Source organism: Streptomyces pacificus (genome assembly GCF_011766325.1).
GTDB classification, from domain to species: Bacteria; Actinomycetota; Actinomycetes; order Streptomycetales; family Streptomycetaceae; genus Streptomyces; species Streptomyces pacificus.
The window spans coordinates 357,834-375,275 of the sequence record NZ_BLLG01000004.1 but is presented as its reverse complement, the minus strand read 5'-3'; the positions used below and the strand labels follow the sequence as shown (position 1 = coordinate 375,275).

At 72.8% G+C, this 17,442-nt stretch carries 15 protein-coding genes and 1 pseudogene; 6 read left to right on the top strand and 10 right to left on the bottom strand.

Annotated features, from left to right (window positions below; all coding sequences use genetic code 11):
- Nucleotides 1–39: 39 nt before the first annotated feature.
- A complete protein-coding gene (locus tag SCWH03_RS09065; RefSeq protein WP_173263641.1) occupies nucleotides 40–678 on the bottom strand; it encodes a response regulator in 639 nt (212 codons plus the stop codon).
- Entirely contained in the window at nucleotides 675–1,886 is a 1,212-nt protein-coding gene (locus SCWH03_RS09060) for a sensor histidine kinase (protein WP_173263778.1), read from the bottom strand. Before SCWH03_RS09060 ends, SCWH03_RS09065 begins: the two co-directional genes overlap by 4 nt.
- Nucleotides 1,887–2,037: 151 nt before the next feature.
- On the opposite strand from SCWH03_RS09060, the pseudogene SCWH03_RS09055 reads away from it, so the two are divergent.
- Nucleotides 2,038–2,592: pseudogene (locus SCWH03_RS09055) on the top strand (hypothetical protein); the annotation flags it as partial.
- A gap of 396 nt (nucleotides 2,593–2,988) precedes the next feature.
- On the opposite strand, the gene SCWH03_RS09050 reads toward SCWH03_RS09055, so the two are convergent.
- On the bottom strand, nucleotides 2,989–3,561 hold the full coding sequence (locus SCWH03_RS09050) for a cob(I)yrinic acid a,c-diamide adenosyltransferase (protein WP_173263640.1): 573 nt from the start codon (nucleotides 3,559–3,561) through the stop codon (nucleotides 2,989–2,991).
- A gap of 336 nt (nucleotides 3,562–3,897) precedes the next feature.
- Between SCWH03_RS09050 and SCWH03_RS09045 the strand changes: the two genes are divergently transcribed.
- The 3 genes from SCWH03_RS09045 to SCWH03_RS09035 all read left to right on the top strand — a co-directional run bounded on the left by SCWH03_RS09045 (nucleotide 3,898) and on the right by SCWH03_RS09035 (nucleotide 8,348).
- Entirely contained in the window at nucleotides 3,898–4,746 is an 849-nt protein-coding gene (locus SCWH03_RS09045; RefSeq protein WP_173263639.1) for a 3-hydroxyacyl-CoA dehydrogenase family protein, read from the top strand.
- Nucleotides 4,747–5,003: 257 nt separating this feature from the next.
- On the top strand, nucleotides 5,004–5,327 hold the full coding sequence (locus SCWH03_RS09040) for an STAS domain-containing protein (RefSeq protein ID WP_017946872.1): 324 nt from the start codon (nucleotides 5,004–5,006) through the stop codon (nucleotides 5,325–5,327).
- A 216-nt stretch (nucleotides 5,328–5,543) separates the two neighbouring features.
- The gene (locus SCWH03_RS09035) at nucleotides 5,544–8,348 is read left to right on the top strand and encodes an ATP-binding protein (protein ID WP_254076629.1); all 2,805 of its coding nucleotides are present in this window, start codon (nucleotides 5,544–5,546) and stop codon (nucleotides 8,346–8,348) included.
- Nucleotides 8,349–8,800: 452 nt separating this feature from the next.
- Here SCWH03_RS09035 and nucS read toward each other — a convergent pair whose 3' ends face one another.
- Complete coding sequence (gene nucS, locus SCWH03_RS09030; protein WP_216854726.1) at nucleotides 8,801–9,463, bottom strand: endonuclease NucS; 663 nt, start codon at nucleotides 9,461–9,463, stop codon at nucleotides 8,801–8,803.
- Nucleotides 9,464–9,745: 282 nt separating this feature from the next.
- Here nucS and SCWH03_RS09025 point away from each other — a divergent pair, with 282 nt between their 5' ends.
- Nucleotides 9,746–10,138: an SCO5389 family protein gene (locus SCWH03_RS09025; RefSeq protein ID WP_173263637.1), complete on the top strand. Its 393-nt coding sequence runs from the start codon at nucleotides 9,746–9,748 to the stop codon at nucleotides 10,136–10,138.
- Nucleotides 10,139–10,267: 129 nt separating this feature from the next.
- Here SCWH03_RS09025 and SCWH03_RS09020 read toward each other — a convergent pair whose 3' ends face one another.
- Nucleotides 10,268–11,413: an LLM class flavin-dependent oxidoreductase gene (locus SCWH03_RS09020; protein WP_173263636.1), complete on the bottom strand. Its 1,146-nt coding sequence runs from the start codon at nucleotides 11,411–11,413 to the stop codon at nucleotides 10,268–10,270.
- Between the two features lie 214 nt (nucleotides 11,414–11,627).
- On the opposite strand from SCWH03_RS09020, the gene SCWH03_RS09015 reads away from it, so the two are divergent.
- Nucleotides 11,628–11,957 (top strand): Rv1322 family protein, encoded by a 330-nt coding sequence (locus tag SCWH03_RS09015; protein WP_173263635.1) that lies wholly within the window; start codon nucleotides 11,628–11,630, stop codon nucleotides 11,955–11,957.
- A 125-nt stretch (nucleotides 11,958–12,082) separates the two neighbouring features.
- On the opposite strand, the gene SCWH03_RS09010 is transcribed toward SCWH03_RS09015, so the two are convergent.
- The 5 genes from SCWH03_RS09010 to SCWH03_RS08990 form a co-directional block, all read right to left on the bottom strand.
- Nucleotides 12,083–12,913: an ABC transporter permease subunit gene (locus SCWH03_RS09010; RefSeq protein WP_173263634.1), complete on the bottom strand. Its 831-nt coding sequence runs from the start codon at nucleotides 12,911–12,913 to the stop codon at nucleotides 12,083–12,085.
- A complete protein-coding gene (locus tag SCWH03_RS09005; RefSeq protein ID WP_173263633.1) occupies nucleotides 12,910–14,112 on the bottom strand; it encodes an ABC transporter ATP-binding protein in 1,203 nt (400 codons plus the stop codon). The genes SCWH03_RS09010 and SCWH03_RS09005 overlap by 4 nt, the downstream gene beginning before the upstream one ends.
- Before the next feature lie 138 nt (nucleotides 14,113–14,250).
- A complete protein-coding gene (locus tag SCWH03_RS09000; protein ID WP_173263632.1) occupies nucleotides 14,251–15,030 on the bottom strand; it encodes an ABC transporter permease in 780 nt (259 codons plus the stop codon).
- A 3-nt stretch (nucleotides 15,031–15,033) separates the two neighbouring features.
- On the bottom strand, nucleotides 15,034–15,984 hold the full coding sequence (locus SCWH03_RS08995) for an ABC transporter ATP-binding protein (protein ID WP_173263631.1): 951 nt from the start codon (nucleotides 15,982–15,984) through the stop codon (nucleotides 15,034–15,036).
- Between the two features lie 265 nt (nucleotides 15,985–16,249).
- The gene (locus tag SCWH03_RS08990) at nucleotides 16,250–17,188 is read right to left on the bottom strand and encodes a coiled-coil domain-containing protein (protein ID WP_173263630.1); all 939 of its coding nucleotides are present in this window, start codon (nucleotides 17,186–17,188) and stop codon (nucleotides 16,250–16,252) included.
- Nucleotides 17,189–17,442: the final 254 nt, after the last annotated feature.

Sequence of the window (17,442 nt, the reverse complement as noted above, 5' to 3'; positions counted from 1 at the left end):
GCGGGGCCCGCACCGTCGCGTCGGACCGCCCCCGGGCGCTCAGATCCCCAAATCCTGCGCCAGCACGGCCGCTTGCAGGCGGCTGCGCAGGTCGAGCTTGCCCAGGAGCCTGCTGACATGGGTCTTCGCGGTGGCCTCGGCCATCCGGAGCCGCACGGCGATCTCGGCGTTCGACAGGCCCTTGCCCAGGCAGCACAGCACCTCGCGCTCACGTGGCGTCAGCGTGTCGAGCACGGCCGGGTCCCGCGACGGCACCGGCGTGGGAGAGGCGAACTCCGCGAGCAGCCGCCGGGTCACGGCCGGGGCGATCAGGCCCTCGCCGCGGGCGACCGTGCGCACCGCATCGACCATGTCCCGTGCCTCGGTGTCCTTCAGCAGGAAGCCGACGGCCCCCGCGCGCAGGGCGCCGAACACATACGCGTCGAGGTCGAACGTCGTCAGCACCAGCACGTCCGCCAGGCCCTCCCCGACAATACGGCGGGTCGCCGAGACCCCGTCCAGACGCGGCATCTGCACGTCCATCAGCACGAGATCGGGCCGCAGCGCCCGGGCCAGCCGCACCGCCTCCTCGCCGTCTCCGGCCTCGCCCACCACCTCGATGCCGGGGGCACTGCCCAGGATCAGCACCAGACCGGCCCTGACGGACTTCTGGTCCTCCGCGACCACGACCCGGATCATGACGAGGGCTCCTTGTCGTCGACCATGGGCAGTACCGCCCGCACCCGCCAGATTCTCTCCGGGCCGCCGACCGGGCCGGGCTCAGCGCCCGCCTCGAACTCACCGCCCAGCAGCGCGATCCGCTCCCGCATCCCGACGAGTCCCGCGCCCGAGCCGGGCGCGCGAGGCCCCGCCCCGCTGCCGCAGGGGCTGGTGACGGTCACCGTCAGCGTACGGCCCGCCGCACCGGTGAGGCGTACGGCGACCTCGCCCGCGTCCGCGTGCTTCAGCGCGTTCGTGAGCGACTCCTGCACGATCCGGTAGGCGGCCAGCGCCACCGGTGCCGGCGGGGCCGCGTCCGCGTCGATGGCGGCGTCCAGGGTGCACTTCAGCCCGCTCGCGGCGCCGCTGGTGGCGGCCTGTTCCACGAGCGCGCCCAGTCCGGCCAGGGTGGGGGCGACGGCGGGCCTGGTACGGTCGCCGCTGTCCCGCAGCAGCCCGATCAGCCGGCGCATCTCCGCAAGGCCCGCGACGCTGTTCTCCCGGATGACGGTGAGTGCCTGACGGGTGGTCGCCGGCTCGTCCAGGGACAGCGCGGCGGTGGAGTGGATGGCGATGGCGGAGAGGTGGTTGGCGACCAGGTCGTGCAGTTCCCGGGCCATTCTGGCGCGCTCGGCGGTGATCGCCTCCCGGCGGTCCAGCTCGGCGAGCAGCGCGGTCTGGTTCGCGCGCAGCCGTGCCGCCTCCGCGGCCTCGCGGTGGTTGCGCACGAGGGCGCCTGATGTGGCCGGGCCCGCGGACACCAGCCCCACGACCAGGCCGAGGAGCAGCGCGGACGGATCCCGGAACCAGGCGAGGGAGCAGAGCGTGGCCCCGACCGTGATCAGCCCGGCCGCGTAGGGGATGCGCCGGGCCGAGGCCGGCGGGCCGTACACGACGGCCGCGTACACGAGGTCCGTGAACATCAGGACCGTCGCGATGCTCCCCGGTGTGAACCGGTCGGCCACCAACACGGCCGTACCCGCGAGGAGTGCGGCCGTCGGCAGGGTCCGCCGCAGCAGCTCCAGGCCCGACATGGCGAGGAGCGGTACGAGGACCGTCCACGGCCCGGACAGCGGACGGCCGCCCTCGGTGGAGTGCAGTCCCAGCCCCCACAGCAGCAGACCGCCGGCGAGGCCGCTGACGGCGATGAGGGCGTCGTCGCGATGGGGACGGGGAAGGACCATCAGCCCATGAAACACGCCGGGTGCGGCGGCCGGCCTCCCCGGCCGGAATGAGCGGCGGTACATCGAAGGGTGCAGCCGTGGTTCGTCATCGGTGACGACGCGTCCATGACCGGCGCCCGGCAGCCTGAACTCGGTACGAAGGAGGGGGACAACCGTGATCGTCACGCTGATCGTTCTCTGCGAGGTCGGCTTCTGGGTGCTGCTGGCCGCCGGTCTCGCCACGCGCTATCTGCTGCGGATGCGGAGGACCGGGCTGGTCCTCCTGCTCGTTGAGCCGCTGCTCGAGCTGGTCCTGCTGACGGTAACGGTGCTCGACCTCCGGAACGGCGCCGAACCGAGCTGGCGGCACGGTCTGGCCGCGCTCTACATCGGCTACACGGCAGGCCACGGCCACCGAACCGTCAGATGGCTCGACGGCCATGCCGCGCACCGCCTGGGCGGTGGCCCGCCACCCGCGAAGCCCCCGCGCCACGGCACCGGGCGCGCGAGGCACGAGGGCCGGGTGTGGCTGGGCACGGTGGTGGGCACGGCCGTCGCCACCGTTCTGCTCCAGGCGGCCGTCTGGTACGTCGGGGACCCGGCCCGGACGGGCCCGCTGGAGGACTGGATGCACCTCTCCTGGCGGGTCGCGGCCTTCCACGGACTGTTCGCACTGATCTACGCGATCTTTCCGAAGAGGACCACGAAGAGGACCACGAAGAGGTCCCCGAGGAAGGCCGCCGAAGGGCTTCCGGAGCCGGAGCCGGAGCCGGAGCCCGTGCCAGGGCCGGATCTGCTGCCGGAGGCGGTGCCGGAGCGGGAGTCCGAGGGGGAACGCGGGCCGGCCTGGGACGGGCCCGAGCCGTTGCGACCGGCCCTGCGGTGTCCGGAGGGGCAGCGGCCTCCGGAAGCGCCTTCCGCCAGGACCGGCCGCGCACCGGCCAGGAGCGCGGAGGACGCGTTACGCTGATGGGTTACCCGCGGGCGCGGTGTCGCTCACCGCCCGGAACGGCCCGGAACGGCCTGCAGTAGACCAGGACGGTCCAGGCGGCCGTCTCAGGGCAGCGGGGGCAGCGGGGGGACGGCTCAGTACGGTTCGGGACCGCACGGCCGCACGGGACAGCCCTCAGCGCTCTCCGCCCGGCACCCAGAGGACGTCCCCGACTTCCTTGTTCGCCGTCCTGGCGAGGATGAAGAGGAGGTCGGAGAGCCGGTTGAGGTAGGTGGCCGCCAGCGGGTTCATCGTCTCGCCGTGCACCTCGACGGCGGCCCAGGTGGAGCGCTCGGCCCGCCGCACCACCGTGCAGGCCTGGTGCAGCAGCGCGGCACCCGGCGTGCCGCCCGGCAGGATGAACGAGCGCAGCTTGTCCAGATCCGCGAGGAAGCGGTCGCAGTCCGCCTCCAGCTTGTCGATGTACTCCTGCTCCACCCGCAGCGGCGGGTGCCCGGGGTTCTCCACGACGGGTGTGCACAGGTCCGCGCCCACGTCGAACAGGTCGTTCTGGACCCGGACGAGGACCCCCACGACCGCCTGCGGGAGCCCGCCGAGCGCGATGGCCGTACCGATGGCCGCGTTGGCCTCGTTGGCGTCCGCGTAGGCGGCGATGCGCACATCGGTCTTGCTCGTGCGGCTCATGTCCCCGAGCGCCGTGGTGCCCTTGTCGCCGGTACGCGTGTAGATGCGCGTCAGATTGACCATACGGTCAGCCTACGGTGTGTCCCGCGATCCCCGGGCGCACGACGGCGGCTGCGGCTGCGGTGCGGCATCCCGCGGTGTTGCCGAATCGCCCGAATGCCCCTGGTACGGGGGCGTCTCTCCGGCCTGCGGTGCACCGCATCCGGCGCCGCGCCCCGATCCGCTGGGGGCGACGGGACAGCCCTGGGAACGGCCCCGGTTCGGCCCTCCGAGCCGTCGCCGGTGTGATGTCCGTCATCCGAGACGTGACGCGCATCTCTTCGCCGCCACACGACGGCCCGCGGCCGATAGCCTCCGCAGGGATCCGGTAGGCAATCATGCGTTAAGAGGGGTGCAGCAGTGGCCAGGAAGCTCGCCGTCATCGGGGCCGGACTCATGGGGTCCGGCATCGCGCAGGTCTCCGCCCAGGCGGGCTGGGACGTGGTGCTGCGCGATGTCACCGACGCGGCGCTGACCCGAGGCACCGACGGCATCAGGGCCTCGTACGACAGGTTCGTCGCCAAGGGCAGGCTCGAAGCGGCCGACGCCGAGGCCGCGTTGGCGCGCATCACCACGACCACGGACCTCGAGGCGGTCGCCGACGCCGACGTCGTGGTCGAGGCGGTCTTCGAGAAGCTCGAGGTGAAGCACGAGATCTTCCGGGCGCTCGACAAGCTCGTAGGGGACGAGGCGGTGCTCGCCTCCAACACGTCCGCGATCCCCATCACCAAGATCGCGGCCGTGACCGGGCGGCCGGAGCGCGTCGTGGGCACCCACTTCTTCTCGCCCGTGCCGATGATGCAGCTGTGCGAACTCGTCCGCGGCTACAAGACCAGTGACGAGACGCTCGCCACCGCACGCGAGTTCGCCGAGTCCGTCGGCAAGACCTGCATCGTCGTCAACCGCGATGTCGCCGGTTTTGTGACCACCCGTCTGATCTCGGCGCTCGTCGTCGAGGCGGCCAAGCTCTACGAGTCGGGAGTGGCGAGCGCCGAGGACATCGACATCGCGTGCAAGCTCGGCTTCGGGCACGCGATGGGGCCGTTGGCCACCGCCGACCTGACCGGTGTCGACATCCTGCTCCACGCCACCGGCAACATCTACACCGAGTCGCAGGACGAGAAGTTCGCACCGCCGGAACTGATGCGCCGGATGGTGGACGCCGGTGACATCGGACGCAAGAGCGGGCAGGGCTTCTACAAGCACTGAACGCCGATCCCGGGTGCGCGGGACCTTACACCCCTGCCCACCTTCACCCCTTCGGGTGAATTCGGTATCGGTTCGCTTACAGGCGGCAACTTCTCTGCACATACGGCAGTCAGTTGGTGCAAACACGGAGACAGTCGAGCCTCACGGTCGAACGCGACAGTCGAAGGCCGGTCCGCCCCCGGCGGACCGGCCGCCCCGCGGTCGGTCGATCGGCGTGGGTGCCGGCTCCGACGGACAAGCACTCTCGGGGAGCGCATATGCACATCAGGGGCGACCACGCCGAGCTGGTCGTCGGGGGCCGCCTCGACGTCCGGAGCGCGGCGGACGCCCGAACGGTCCTGCATGCGGCCGTCGACGACGGAGTGGGCGACCTCGTGCTCGACCTGAGCACACTGGACTCCTGGGACGCCACCGGTCTGGGGGTCATCATGGGCGCGCACCGACGGGCCGGCCGCTGCGGGCGGCGCCTCGTGCTGCGCGGGGTCCCGCCGCAGATGCAGCGGCTTCTGGTGGCCACCAGGCTGCACCGCATTCTGGCCATCGAGGGCGGAATCGCCGCAGAGTCCCTGCCCCGGGTCTGAGCGGGCGACCCCCGCCGGGACGTGCGATCGTCACGAGAGCGTGACGTCCTCGCCGCCGGGCACCCCGGCTGTTCCCCGACACCCGCCGAACGTCTAGGCTCCGGTCGCCCGCCTCTTCACCAACCCACATGGCGGGCACCGGACCAGAAGCGGCAGCGGAGCGTGCAGCCGGCCGGAGGGGCTTCCGCACGAGACGCCATCTGGGGGGCTTTGACCATGGACCCGAAGAATCCGGACCCGAAGAATCCGGACCCGAAGAATCCGGACCCGAAGAATCCGGACCCGACGGATCCCGACCCGAAGAGGACGGAACCGGACGAGTACGGCCGCGACGGGTACCGCGGCGGTGCCGAAGACGGCACTGCCCAGCGCCCGGCGCGCGGCACGGTGCCGCCGGAGTACGCCCACCAGAAGGCCGCGCCCGCACGCACGGTACGCGTGGTGGCCGGCGAACTCGTCCTCACCGTCAACCCGGTCGACGGCAGCGAGATCGAGCCCTGCCGCCCCGGTGGGCACCCCGCGGCGCCCGTACGGCGCACCCCCCGGGAGCGCGAGGAACTGCGGCGCGCCCTCCGCCCCCCGGTCCCCTCCGGGCCGGCCGCCCCGGTGCTGCCGCTGCTGGAGCGTCAGGAGGAGCGTCGGCGGCTGGTGCGCCTCCTGGGACGCGGCCGCACGGTCCGGCTGACCGGGCCCGCCGGATCGGGCCGTACCGCCCTCCTCGACGCCGTCGCCGCCGACTGCGCGGACCTGGCCCCGGACGGCGTCGTACGGCTCTCCGGGCACCGCCGCACGCCCGCCGAGCTGCTCCGCGAACTGTTCGCGGCGGTCCACCACGCCCCGCTGCACCGGCCCGGCCGGGCGGAACTGCTCGGATACGTCGGCGAGATCGGTGCCGTCGTCCTCGTCGACGACCTGGAGTTCGGCGGCGGCGCCCTGGACGAACTCCTCGACGCCACCCCGGAATGCGCCTTTCTGTTCGCCGCGACACCCGAGGTGGCGGCGCCCTCGGCCGGGTCCGGGGTCGAGGAGGTGTTCCTCGCCGGGCTCGATCGCGGCACCGCCCTCGAACTCCTGGAGCGAGCCGGTGAGCGGCCGCTCACCGACGAGGAGGCGAACTGGGCAGGCGACCTCTGGTTCGAGTCGGAGGGGCTGCCCCTGCGCTTCGTCCAGGCCGGCGCGCTGCTGAGGCAGCGCGACATGCTGCGCAACGGCTCCGCGGGGCGGGACGGCGGTGACGGCGCCACCGCCGTCACCGACGCCACCGCCGTCACCGGCGCGGACACCGGCGCCACCGCCACCGATCGCAGCGATGACGACGACGAGGGCAGTGTCCTCGGCGACGGCGTCGACACCCCGCTGCCGACGCTCGGCGAAGGAGCCGCCCCCGCCGCGCTGCTCGCCTCCCGCCTCAGCGGGTCCGCCCGCGAAACGCTCCGGTTCGCCCTCGCCCTCGGCGGCGAGGTCCCGCACCAGGCACATCTGCCGGCGCTCGTCGGCGACACCCACGCCGACACCGCACTCGGCGAACTGACCGGCTGCGCACTGCTCACTCCCGTCGGCAGCCGCTATCGGCTGGCGGCCGGAGTCGCCGCCCAGCTGGAGGCCGCGGGCTACGGCGAGGGCGCCGTCGAGCGAGCCCACACGGCCGCCCGCCACTACGCCTGGTGGACCGCGCACCCCTCCGTGACCCCCGCACGGGCGTGCGGCGAGGCGGACGCGATCCTCGCCGCGCTGGGCTCCCTGGTGCCGGCGCGGCAGGTCGAGCACGCCCGTACCGCGGTGCTCCTGGCCCGCAGTGCCGCGCCCGCGTTCGCGGCCGGACTCAACTGGCAGGCATGGGAGCGCACGTTGCGGACCGGGCAGGAGGCGGCCCGGACGGCGGGCGAGGTGGCCGAGGAGGCCTACTTCCTCCACGAACTGGGCGTGCTGGCCCTCTGCTCGGGCAGCCTCGACCGGGCGCGTGCCGAACTCGAGGCGTCCATCGCCATGCGCGGAGCACTCGCGGACAAGCGTGGCACGGTCGTCGGCCGCAGGGCGCTGGCCCTCGTCGCCGACCGGGAGGCCGCGAGCCCGGCCGGTGCGGGCGGCGCAGAGGCCGGGACCGGCCCGGCCGTCGGCGCCGATGAGCCTGCGTTCCCGGCCCCCGACGCCACGGTCGCCTTCGCGCCGGCCGAGACGGTGGAGATCCGCCGGGCGTCTCCGGCGCGGCCAGCCGGACTGCTCGTGCAGGCGCGCCGGCACGTCGTCTCCGGCCCGCGGCGCCATCTGGTCGCGGCCGGAGCGGGCGCATTGCTGGCCGTGGTCCTCGCCGCCATGGTGACCCTCGGCGCGGCCTCCGACGAGGAGACCCCGGCGGACCGGGTGACCAACGAACAGTCGGCGAACGAAGCGGAGGGGAGCGAGGGCCTCGACGCGGACGAGCCCGCCGACACCCCCACGGGCGGCCCCGGGGACGGCGCCCTCGGCGGAACGGGAGGCGCCCCCGCGGCACCGGGCACCGCGCGGCCGGGCGAGAGCGGCTCGGCGGGCGACCCCGCGGTACCGGGCGGCGGTTCCTCGGCGGACGGTTCGGACACGAGCGGTCCGGTGACCGGCGGCTCGCCCTCGGTGACGGGCGGTACGACCGGGAGTTCGCCGTCCGCAGGCGGTTCGTCGGCGACCGGCGGCCCCTCGGCGGGCACGACGGGCTCCACGGGCACGACGGGCGGTTCGCCGTCGGACGGGGGCGCTTCCACGGGCCCTGGAGGCGGTGGCCCCGGCGGCGGTGCGGACGGCGGTGCGGATGCGGGTGCGGACGGGGGCGGCACCGGCGGCGGGGCCACGACGGGCGGTTCGCCGTCGGACGGGGGCGCTTCCACGGGCCCTGGAGGCGGTGGCCCCGGCGGCGGTGCGGACGGCGGTGCGGACGGGGGTGCGGACGGGGGCGGCACCGGCGGCGGCGCATCCTCCACGGGTGACCCGGGGGCCACGACGGGCAGCCCTGGCGACAGCGAGGCGGGGCCGAGCGGTTCGACGTTCTGACCGGGAGCCGGCGCGCGCCCCGCGCCCGGCGGTCGCGTCGGACGTTGTGCCTACGGCGCCTCCTGCCGCACGCACACGCAGCGGCGCCGCGGGGCCCGTGACCGTGCACCGCACCGGGACCAGCGCTTCCAGCGCTTCCAGAGGGGGCCGGTATCGGGAGGAGTCGGTGATCGGGTGGCCGGTGTTCCCGCAGCGGACGGCCCCGAGGCCACCGAGTGCGGTCGCCTGGGGCGTACTTCTTCCAGGTGCCCCGGCTCGGACGGCGACGGCCTCGGTGCGGACGGCGTGGTAGCCGGGGGTTCCCGCGACGACCGACGGCGGTCACTGTTCGACGTGGGACGGCTCCCGCACGCCGTGCGGGTCCGGACGGAGCGGAAGCCGACCGCCCGCGCCCGCACACGAGCGCGGGCGGCCCGCGCCGGCGCCGGCCGCCCGCGCTCCCACGGTCCCCGTCAGAACAGGCGCAGCTTGTCGTCCTCGATGCCGCGCAGGGCGTCGTAGTCCAGCACCACGCAGCCGATACCCCGGTCCGTCGCCAGCACCCGGGCCTGGGGTTTGATCTCCTGTGCCGCGAACACGCCGCGTACCGGGGCGAGATGGGGGTCTCGGTTCAGCAGCTCCAGATAGCGGGTGAGCTGCTCCACCCCGTCGATCTCGCCGCGGCGCTTGATCTCCACCGCCACCGTCGCGCCGTCGGAGTCCCGGCAGAGGATGTCGACGGGGCCGATCGCCGTCGGGTATTCGCGGCGGATCAGGCTGTAGCCCTCGCCCAGTGTCTCGATACGGTCTGCGAGCAGCTCCTGCAGGTGCGCTTCCACGCCGTCCTTGATGAGTCCGGGGTCCACACCCAGCTCGTGTGAGGAGTCGTGGAGGACTTCCTCCATGGTGATGATCAGTTTCTCGCCCGTTTTGCCGGTGACCGTCCAGACGCTGTCCTCTCCCTCCTTGAGGGTGCAGGGAGGCGACATCCAGTTCAGCGGTTTGTACGCCCTGTCGTCGGCGTGGATGGAGACGCTGCCGTCGGCCTTCACCAGGATCAGGCGGGGAGCGGAGGGCAGATGGGCGGTGAGTCGGCCGGCGTAGTCCACGGAACAGCGGGCGATGACGAGGCGCATGGGGCGCAACGCTACTCGACCGACCTCCCCGCGCGCGATTCCTCCCCCGGCCGCTTCCCGCCCCTGTCCGAGTACCTACGGGTCGCCCCTCTTGTGCCCTTACGCAGGTGGCCGGTTGTGTTCCCGTTCTCCTGGTGCGGGCCAGACAGCGCGCATAACGTGGGCGCAGGAGGTCGCCACCCGTGCACGCTGCGTCGCCCTCAGCGGCGTGGCCGGTTTCACGCCGCCGCCTCCCTTTCTGCCCGTAAGGCCCCGCCCGGCGGGGTCGCGAGAGGAGAACCCATGTCGCTCGACGTCTCACCGGCGCTGTTGGAACAGGCCGAGCGAGGCGAGGTCGACGAAGCTGCATTCGTCGACTGCGTCCGGACCTCCCTGCCCTTCGCATGGGAGATGATCAGTTCCCTGGTGGCCCGGCTGGAGGTGGACGGCGGAGACTTCGCCGACAACCAGACGCCGCCGCCGGACGAGCAGGCGCGCGGCCAGCTGTTGCGTGCACTCGCGAGCGACGCCATCAGGGGTGCGCTGCAGCGGCACTTCGGGGTGCGGCTCGCTTTCCAGAACTGCCACCGCGTCGCCGTGTTCCCCCTGGACGCCTCGGTGGACGGGCGGCTGGCCCGCTTCACCTCCGTCCGGGCCCAGCTGCTCAACCAGTCGCCCGAACTGCGCGACTGCTGATGTCCTCCGCTGCCGCTCCGCGTCGCGCGAGGAGTCATGGGTGCCGGGGCGGCAGCCTCCGCCGGGACGACGGGCCGGGGGAGGCGTGCGGGCCGTACGGTCGTGCGGCCCGCACGCGCGCCGGCCCGCTCAGCGAAGTAGCGGAAGCACCTCGGCGCCCAGCCGCCGGACGTTGTCCTCCGTGGCCGCCAGATCGCCCGAGCCCTCGGCGAGGAGCGCGAACCGGGTGATGCCGGTGCGCTCCGCGGTCGCGGCGAGCCGGTCCGCGGCCAGGCTCGGCGGTCCCACGGGGTGCAGCCGGCACAGCAGCTCCGTGTAGCGGACGGGGTCCCGCATCGCGCGCTGTCGCCCGTCGACCGTCACATGGGCCGCCAGGCCCTGCTTCAGCCAGCCCGGCATCGCCTTGGCAAGGGCTTCCTCAGCCGCCGTCCGGCGGTCGGCGATCTGCACCAGGCCGGCCGACACATGGCCGGCGGCCGCCACCGTCTCCATGTCGTGGCCCGACGCGAGAGCGTGGCTCCGCCACAGGGCGACCATGTCCGCCTTCTCCTCGTCGCCGCAGTGCATACCGAGGAGCATCGGCAGCCCGCGCTCGGCCGCCAGCCGCACCGTCGCGGGGGAGGTGCACGCCACGACCACCTCCGGGCCCGCGGGGCCGGGGCCGTGGCCGCCTGCCGGATGCCCGGCTATCGGATGCCTGTCTATCGGACACCCTCCGACCGGATGTCCTCCGACGGGATGTCCTCCGACGGGATGTCCTCCGAGGGGGTACCCGTCGATCAGATCCCCGGGCCGCGGGACGACGGGGACCTCGCGGAAGGCGAATCGCTCTCCCTCGCTCCCCACCCGGGACTCCCGCAGCCAGCGCAGCAGCAGGTCCAGTGACTCGGGGAAGTGCTTCTCGTACGCGGCGAGACCGGCGCCGAAGACCTCCAGGTCGACCCAGGGGCCGCCGCGGCCCACGCCGAGGGAGAACCGGCCCCCCGACGTGAGGTGCAGCAGTGCCGCCTGCTCGCCCAGCGCCACGGGATGGACGGTCGGCAGCACGCTCACCGCCGTGCCCACCCGCATCCGCTGCGTGCGGCCGAGCAGCAGCGCGGCCAGGGTCACCGCCGACGGGCAGACCCCGTACGGTACGAAGTGGTGCTCGGCCAGCCAGACCGAGTCCAGTCCGGCGGCCTCGGCCGCCTCGGCGGACCGAACGGCCCGGTGCAGTGCCTCCCCATGCCCCTGGCCCGGGAACTGGGCCGCCAGTACGAAAACTCCAACGCGCATCGCCTGATGCCTCCTTGCGGCCGACGCGGCATTCCCCCCACACAGGCAATAACGTCTGACACGTGCCAAAGGCACGGCCGCGAGCGAAGTTGTTGCGATTTTCCGGTAACTGGGCCCGACGGGTGGAGTGATCGGCTCCGCACGGGGCGCCGGTCCGCTGCCCGGGACCGTAGGCTTGGGAGTGAACTGTCCGCATCTGCTCCCGAGGTGTCACGTGTCCCCGCGCAGAAACCGCCCCCGCGGAGGGGAGAAGCAGACCGACCGCGCCGGTGACATGGCCGACCGCTACGGAGGGGTGGAGCGGACGGAGAGCTGGCAGGGGGAGGAGTGGCGGGTCCGCCATGTCGCGGGGGCGAGCGCCGCGGGCAAGCGCTACCGCTGCCCCGGCTGCGACCAGGAGATCCCGTCCGGCACCCCGCACGTGGTGGCCTGGCCCGACTACGGCGGGGTGGACGACCGGCGCCATTGGCACAGGGCGTGCTGGAACGCCAAGGACCGCCGCACCTCCCGGGTGCAGCGGTCCCGCAACGCGCCTCGGTACTGAACGCCGCGGCACGCCTCCGTACCGAGGCGTTCAGTACCGAGGCGCATCTCCGTATCGAGCGCCCCTGTGCGCCTCGGTACCGGGCGTCCCGGCCCAGTCCGCCGGGGCGCGGCGCGGCGGCGCGGTCAGACGTCGCGCCGGTCGAGCGCGAGGTACGCGGCGGCCAGGGCCGCGCCCGCCAGACCCGCCATGATCCACAGCGGCTCCCAGCCGCTCGGGCCCTGGCCCGTGACGGGCGTGTCGTAGAGCACGCCCAGCTGGCTGGGGATCGAGTACTCCAGCAGGAACTCCTGCACCTCCCGCAGCGACTCCGAGAACATGAACAGGGCCAGCACCAGCGGCAGCAGGACCACACCGATCATGATGGTGATCGCCCCCGCCGAGTGCCGGATCAGGGCGCCGACGCCGAGCGACAGCAGTCCGAGCAGGGCGACGAAGAGACCGGCGCCGACCGTTGCCCGGAACCAGTCCTCACCGGAGCTGACGCCCGCGTCCGCGATCGCCGTCTGCAGGGCACCGACGATCGCGGCGGTCACCGTCGTGATCACGAACACCAGCAGGAAGAAGACCAGGGCCTTCGCCGTCAGCACCCGGGCGCGGCTGGGGCAGGCGGTCAGGGTGGTGCGGATCATGCCGGTTCCGTACTCGGAGGCGACGGTCATCACGCCCAGTGTGATCACGCAGATCGAGCCGAGCAGAACGCCGAAGAAGCCGAGGCTGAGCACGGACTCCTCGGGCGGTTCGGGACTCGCCGCGGACACGGCCACCGCCGAGAGCAGGCCGATGCCGAACATCAGCACGATCATCACGCCGAGGGTCCACAGGGTGGAGCGCACCGAACGGATCTTGGTCCACTCGGAGGCGAGCGCGTCGCCGAGGTGGGCCGCCCGGACGGGGATCGGGGAGTCGTAGGCGCCCTGCGGGTGCGGGCCCTGCTGCGGGTACGGGGTCGTCATCGGGCGTCCTCGGTGCTGCTCTCGGTCGGGTCCGCGGGGGCGGCGGCAGGGGCCGGAGGGCCGGCGGGGGCAGGCGCGGCTGGGGCCGGCGCGGCGGCCGGCGGCGTGTCCGGGTGCGGGTCGCGGCCGGTCGGCGCACCGCCCGGCGGCGTGCTCGCGTACGGGTTGCGGCCGGGGGGCGGCGGAGCGTACCAGCCCTGCTGCGGCACCTCGGAGGCCGTCACCGCCGCCGACGGGTCGTACCCCGGCGCCGGCTGCTGCATCAGACCGGCCTTGCGGTCGTCCGTCGAGCGGAAGTCCACGGCCGCCTGGGTCATCCGCATATAGGCCTCCTCCAGGGAGGCCTGGTGCGGCGAGAGCTCCCACAACCGCACGTCGGCGCCGTGCGCCAGGTCGCTGATGGCGGGCAGCGCGAGCCCGGTGACCCGGAGCGCCCCGTCCGGCTCCGGCATGACCCGGCCGCCGGCTTCGGTGAGGACGGCGCTCAGCTTCTCCCGCTGCTGCGGCTCGGTCTGCGGGGTCCGCACCCGTGCGAAGCCCGCCGAGTTGTGCGCGATGAAGTCCTTCACGCTCATGTCCGCGAGCAGTTGACCCCGCCCGATGACGATCAGGTGGTCGGCGGTGAGGGCCATCTCGCTCATCAGATGGGAGGAGACGAACACGGTACGGCCCTCGGCGGCCAGCTGCTTCATCAGATTGCGCACCCAGAGGATGCCTTCGGGGTCGAGACCGTTGACCGGCTCGTCGAACAGCAGCACCTGGGGGTCGCCCAGCAGGGCCGCCGCGATGCCGAGCCGCTGCCCCATACCGAGGGAGAAGCCCTTGGACCGCCGCCTGGCGACGTCCTGGAGGCCCACCACCCCGAGGACCTCGTCGACCCGGCGGGCCGGGATGCCGGACAGCTGGGCGAGCGAGAGCAGATGGTTGCGGGCGCTCCGGCCGCCGTGCACCGCCTTGGCGTCCAGCAGGGCCCCGACCTGGCGCGGTGCGTTGGGCAGCTTCCGGAACGGGTGGCCGCCGATCGTGACGTGGCCGGAGGTCGGCTGGTCGAGGCCGAGGACCATGCGCATCGTCGTCGACTTGCCCGAGCCGTTCGGCCCGAGGAACCCGGTGACGGCTCCGGGGCGCACCTGGAAGGAAAGGTCGTACACGGCCGTCTTGGCGCCGTAGCGCTTCGTCAGACCGATTGCCTCGATCATTGCTCCAGCCCCATCGACAGGTCAGATCGTCGGGGTGCGGCCGTATGCGGCCGCACCCCCCGTATGAGTGAGGAGGATATCCGGGGGCTGACGGTTCTGGCCAAGGCGGACGACCGCCCGGACCGGGCGCGATACCGGTCAGGCGTCCCGTTTCCCCAGGACCGCGAAGCCGCCGAGCAGCGAGGCCGCCACCCAGAGCAGCATGATCCCGAGGCCGCCCCACGGCCCGTACGGGACCTCGTCGCCGTTCCACGTCTGCGGCAGGACCTGCATGATCTTCGAGCCTGCCTGGTCCGGGAAGTAGCGGGCCACGTCCTTCGCGTAAGGGACGGCGGCCAGGATCTGCGACACCAGGAAGAAGAACGGCATCAGGATGCCGAGCGAGAGCATCGAGCTGCGCAGCATCGCGGCGACGCCCATGGAGAACAGGGCGATCAGCCCCATGTAGAGCCCTCCGCCGATCACCGCGCGCAGCACGTTCTCCTCGCCGATGGAGGTGGCGCGCTCGCCCAGCAGCGCCTGGCCGAGGAAGAAACTGAGGAAGCTGGTCGCCGTCCCCACCACCAGCGCCAGCACCCCGGCCACCACGATCTTGCTGAACAGGAAGGTGGCGCGCTGCGGTACGGCGGCGAGCGAGGTGCGGATCATGCCGGAGCTGTACTCGGTGCCGACGACCAGCACACCGAAGACGACCATCGCGAGCTGGCCCAGCGCCATCCCGGAGAAGCTGAACAGCGTCGGGTCGAAGGTGGCCTGCTCGGTCGGCGGCAGGTCGTCGAAGGTCGAGGCGAGCAGTGCGCACAGCAGAGCGCCGACGGCGACCGTCACCACGAAGGCGCTGACGAGGGTCCAGCTGGTGGAGGCGACCGTGCGGATCTTGGTCCACTCGGACTGCAGAACGGCGGGTACCGAGGCCATGGGTCAGGCTCCCTTGTCGCGCGGGGCCCACTGGGGGCCGTGACCGGGGGCGGAATGCGCGTGGTATTCCACGGCGCTCGCCGTCATCTGCATGAACGCCTCCTCCAGCGAGGCGCGCTGGGAGCTGAGTTCATGGAGCACGATCCGGTGCTCGGCGGCGAGCTCGCCCACCTGCTCGGTGGTGGCGCCGTCGATCTCCAGCGTGCCGTTGCCGGCCTCGACGGGGGTGAGGCCCGACTGGTGGAGCACGTCCCGCAGCCGTTCCTGTTGCGGCGAGCGGAGCCGCACATAGCTGCGCGAGTTCTGGTGGATGAAGTCGGCCATCGACGTGTCGGCCAGCAGCCGCCCCTGTCCGATGACGATCAGGTGGTCGGCGGTGAGGGCCATCTCGCTCATCAGATGGGAGGAGACGAAGATCGTTCTGCCTTCGGCGGCGAGCTGTTTCATCAGATTGCGGATCCAGTGGATGCCCTCGGGGTCGAGACCGTTGACCGGCTCGTCGAACATCAGGATCTCCGGGTCGCCGAGCAGCGCGGAGGCGATGCCCAGCCGCTGCCCCATGCCGAGGGAGAAGCCCTTGGTCTTCTTCTTCGCCACCGCGGTCAGGCCCACCGTGTCGAGTACCTCGGCCACCCGGCTCGCCGGGATCCGGTTCGCCTGGGCCAGGCAGAGCAGGTTGTGGTAGGCGGTCCGCCCGCCGTGCATCGCCTTGGCGTCGAGCAGGGCTCCGATGTACTTCAGCGGCTCCTGCAGTTCCCTGTAGTGCTTGCCGTCGATCCGTACCGACCCGCTGGTGGGGTTGTCCAGATCCAGCATCATCCGCATCGTGGTCGACTTGCCCGCGCCGTTCGGGCCGAGGAACCCCGTCACGACACCCGGCCGCACCGTGAAGGAGAGATCGTCGACCGCGACCTTGGAGCCGAAACGCTTGGTGAGACCCTCGAGCTCGATCATGCGTTCACGCTACGGGGGCATACCGGGAAAACGCCACCCGATATGGCCGGCGGACGGTTTCATTTCACCATCCGGACACCGGCATGCGGGCCAGACGAGCCGCAGGGGGCACACAGGGGAACGCGGGGGAGGCAGGGGAACGCGGGGGAGACAGGGAAACACGGGGGGAGGCAAGGCGGGCGGGAGGCGCTGTGCCCGGTGCCTTCCGCCAGGCACCGGGCACAACGAGGAGGGCACCGCCGTGCGTCGGCGGGACCGCCGTGCGTCAGCGGGACTGCTGGGCCGGGACGCTGCGGGACACCGTCTCGTCGTCGGCCGGCACACCCGTGGCGGCGACCGCCGCACCGGTCAGCGTGGCCAGCATCTCGCGGACGTTGGTCAGCTGGGCGTTGATGGAGTCGCGACGGTTGGTGAGCGCCGCCAGCTCGCGCTCCGACTCGCTGCGGATGCGGTCCGCCTTCGCGTTCGCGTCGGCCACGATGTCCTCGGCCTGGCGCTGCGCGGTCTCGACGGTCTGCCGGGCGCGGCGCTCCGCGTCCGTGCGCAGCTTCTCCGCCTCCAGACGCAGCTGCTCCGCGCGGTGCTCGATCTCCGCGAGGCGCTTCTCCGCCTTCGCCTGACGCGACGCCAGGTCGCGCTCGGACTGGTCCCGGCGCTTCGCCAGGTTCGTCTCGAAGTCGGCGGCGGCCTGGGCGGCCTTGGCGCGGGTCTCCTCGAAGAGGGCGTCCGCCTCCTCGCGCTTGGACTGCGCGTCCTTCTGCGCCTCGGCGCGCAGGGAGTTGGCCTCGCCCTGCGCCTTCTCGACGATCCTGACGCCCTCGTCCTCCGCCTTCTGCTTGCGGTCGGCGGCGAACGCCTCGGCGTCGTTGCGGACCTGCTGGGCGGCTCCGTCGGCGAGTTCGCGGTGCTGCTCGGCCGCGCGCCGGGCCTCCTCGCGCAGGTCCTTCGCCTCCTCCTCGGCGAGGCGGAGGATCTTCTCGACACGCGCACCGAGCCCCGCGTAGGACGGCTCGGCCTCGCTGACCTGAGCCTGGGCGTTCTGCGTCTCGAGGTGGAGCTCCTCGATGCGCTTCTCCAGCGAGGTGATACGCGCGAGTGCGCTGTCACGATCGGCGACGAGTTTGGTAATGCGGTCATCCACCTGACCGCGGTCGTACCCGCGCCGCACGAGCTCGAAGCCGAAGGGGGAGGAAGTGTCGCTCATGGGGATCCTGTCGAATGAGACCGGCTGAGGTGTTAGAGGGAATCCTAGGCGCCCGAGCGGCGTGTCATCGAGCAGATGCCCGTTTGATATGGAGAATGTCCAGCCTTTCGGGTGGCTGGTGCCGTATCAGGCGACGCCCGCCCCGTGCCGATGCCCGGCACGGCCGACTCGGCGCATCGCCGCGTTGCCGAATCGACCGGGTGGGCCCCCTGCGAGGCCGGTCCGGCGCCCTGCGATGCACCGCGCCGGACGCT

Bases quoted from the DNA above. Each gene is read 5' to 3' on its own strand.
- SCWH03_RS09005 (WP_173263633.1), bottom strand. From the start codon at position 14,112: ATGATCGAGGCAATCGGTCTGACGAAGCGCTACGGCGCCAAGACGGCC.
- SCWH03_RS09020 (WP_173263636.1), bottom strand. From the start codon at position 11,413: ATGCGCGTTGGAGTTTTCGTACTGGCGGCCCAGTTCCCGGGCCAGGGG.
- SCWH03_RS09065 (WP_173263641.1), bottom strand. From the start codon at position 678: ATGATCCGGGTCGTGGTCGCGGAGGACCAGAAGTCCGTCAGGGCCGGT.
- SCWH03_RS09010 (WP_173263634.1), bottom strand. From the start codon at position 12,913: ATGACGACCCCGTACCCGCAGCAGGGCCCGCACCCGCAGGGCGCCTAC.
- SCWH03_RS09040 (WP_017946872.1), top strand. From the start codon at position 5,004: ATGCACATCAGGGGCGACCACGCCGAGCTGGTCGTCGGGGGCCGCCTC.
- SCWH03_RS09035 (WP_254076629.1), top strand. From the start codon at position 5,544: ATGGACCCGAAGAATCCGGACCCGAAGAATCCGGACCCGAAGAATCCG.
- SCWH03_RS09050 (WP_173263640.1), bottom strand. From the start codon at position 3,561: ATGGTCAATCTGACGCGCATCTACACGCGTACCGGCGACAAGGGCACC.
- SCWH03_RS09000 (WP_173263632.1), bottom strand. From the start codon at position 15,030: ATGGCCTCGGTACCCGCCGTTCTGCAGTCCGAGTGGACCAAGATCCGC.
- SCWH03_RS08995 (WP_173263631.1), bottom strand. From the start codon at position 15,984: ATGATCGAGCTCGAGGGTCTCACCAAGCGTTTCGGCTCCAAGGTCGCG.
- SCWH03_RS09025 (WP_173263637.1), top strand. From the start codon at position 9,746: ATGTCGCTCGACGTCTCACCGGCGCTGTTGGAACAGGCCGAGCGAGGC.
- SCWH03_RS08990 (WP_173263630.1), bottom strand. From the start codon at position 17,188: ATGAGCGACACTTCCTCCCCCTTCGGCTTCGAGCTCGTGCGGCGCGGG.
- nucS (WP_216854726.1), bottom strand. From the start codon at position 9,463: ATGCGCCTCGTCATCGCCCGCTGTTCCGTGGACTACGCCGGCCGACTC.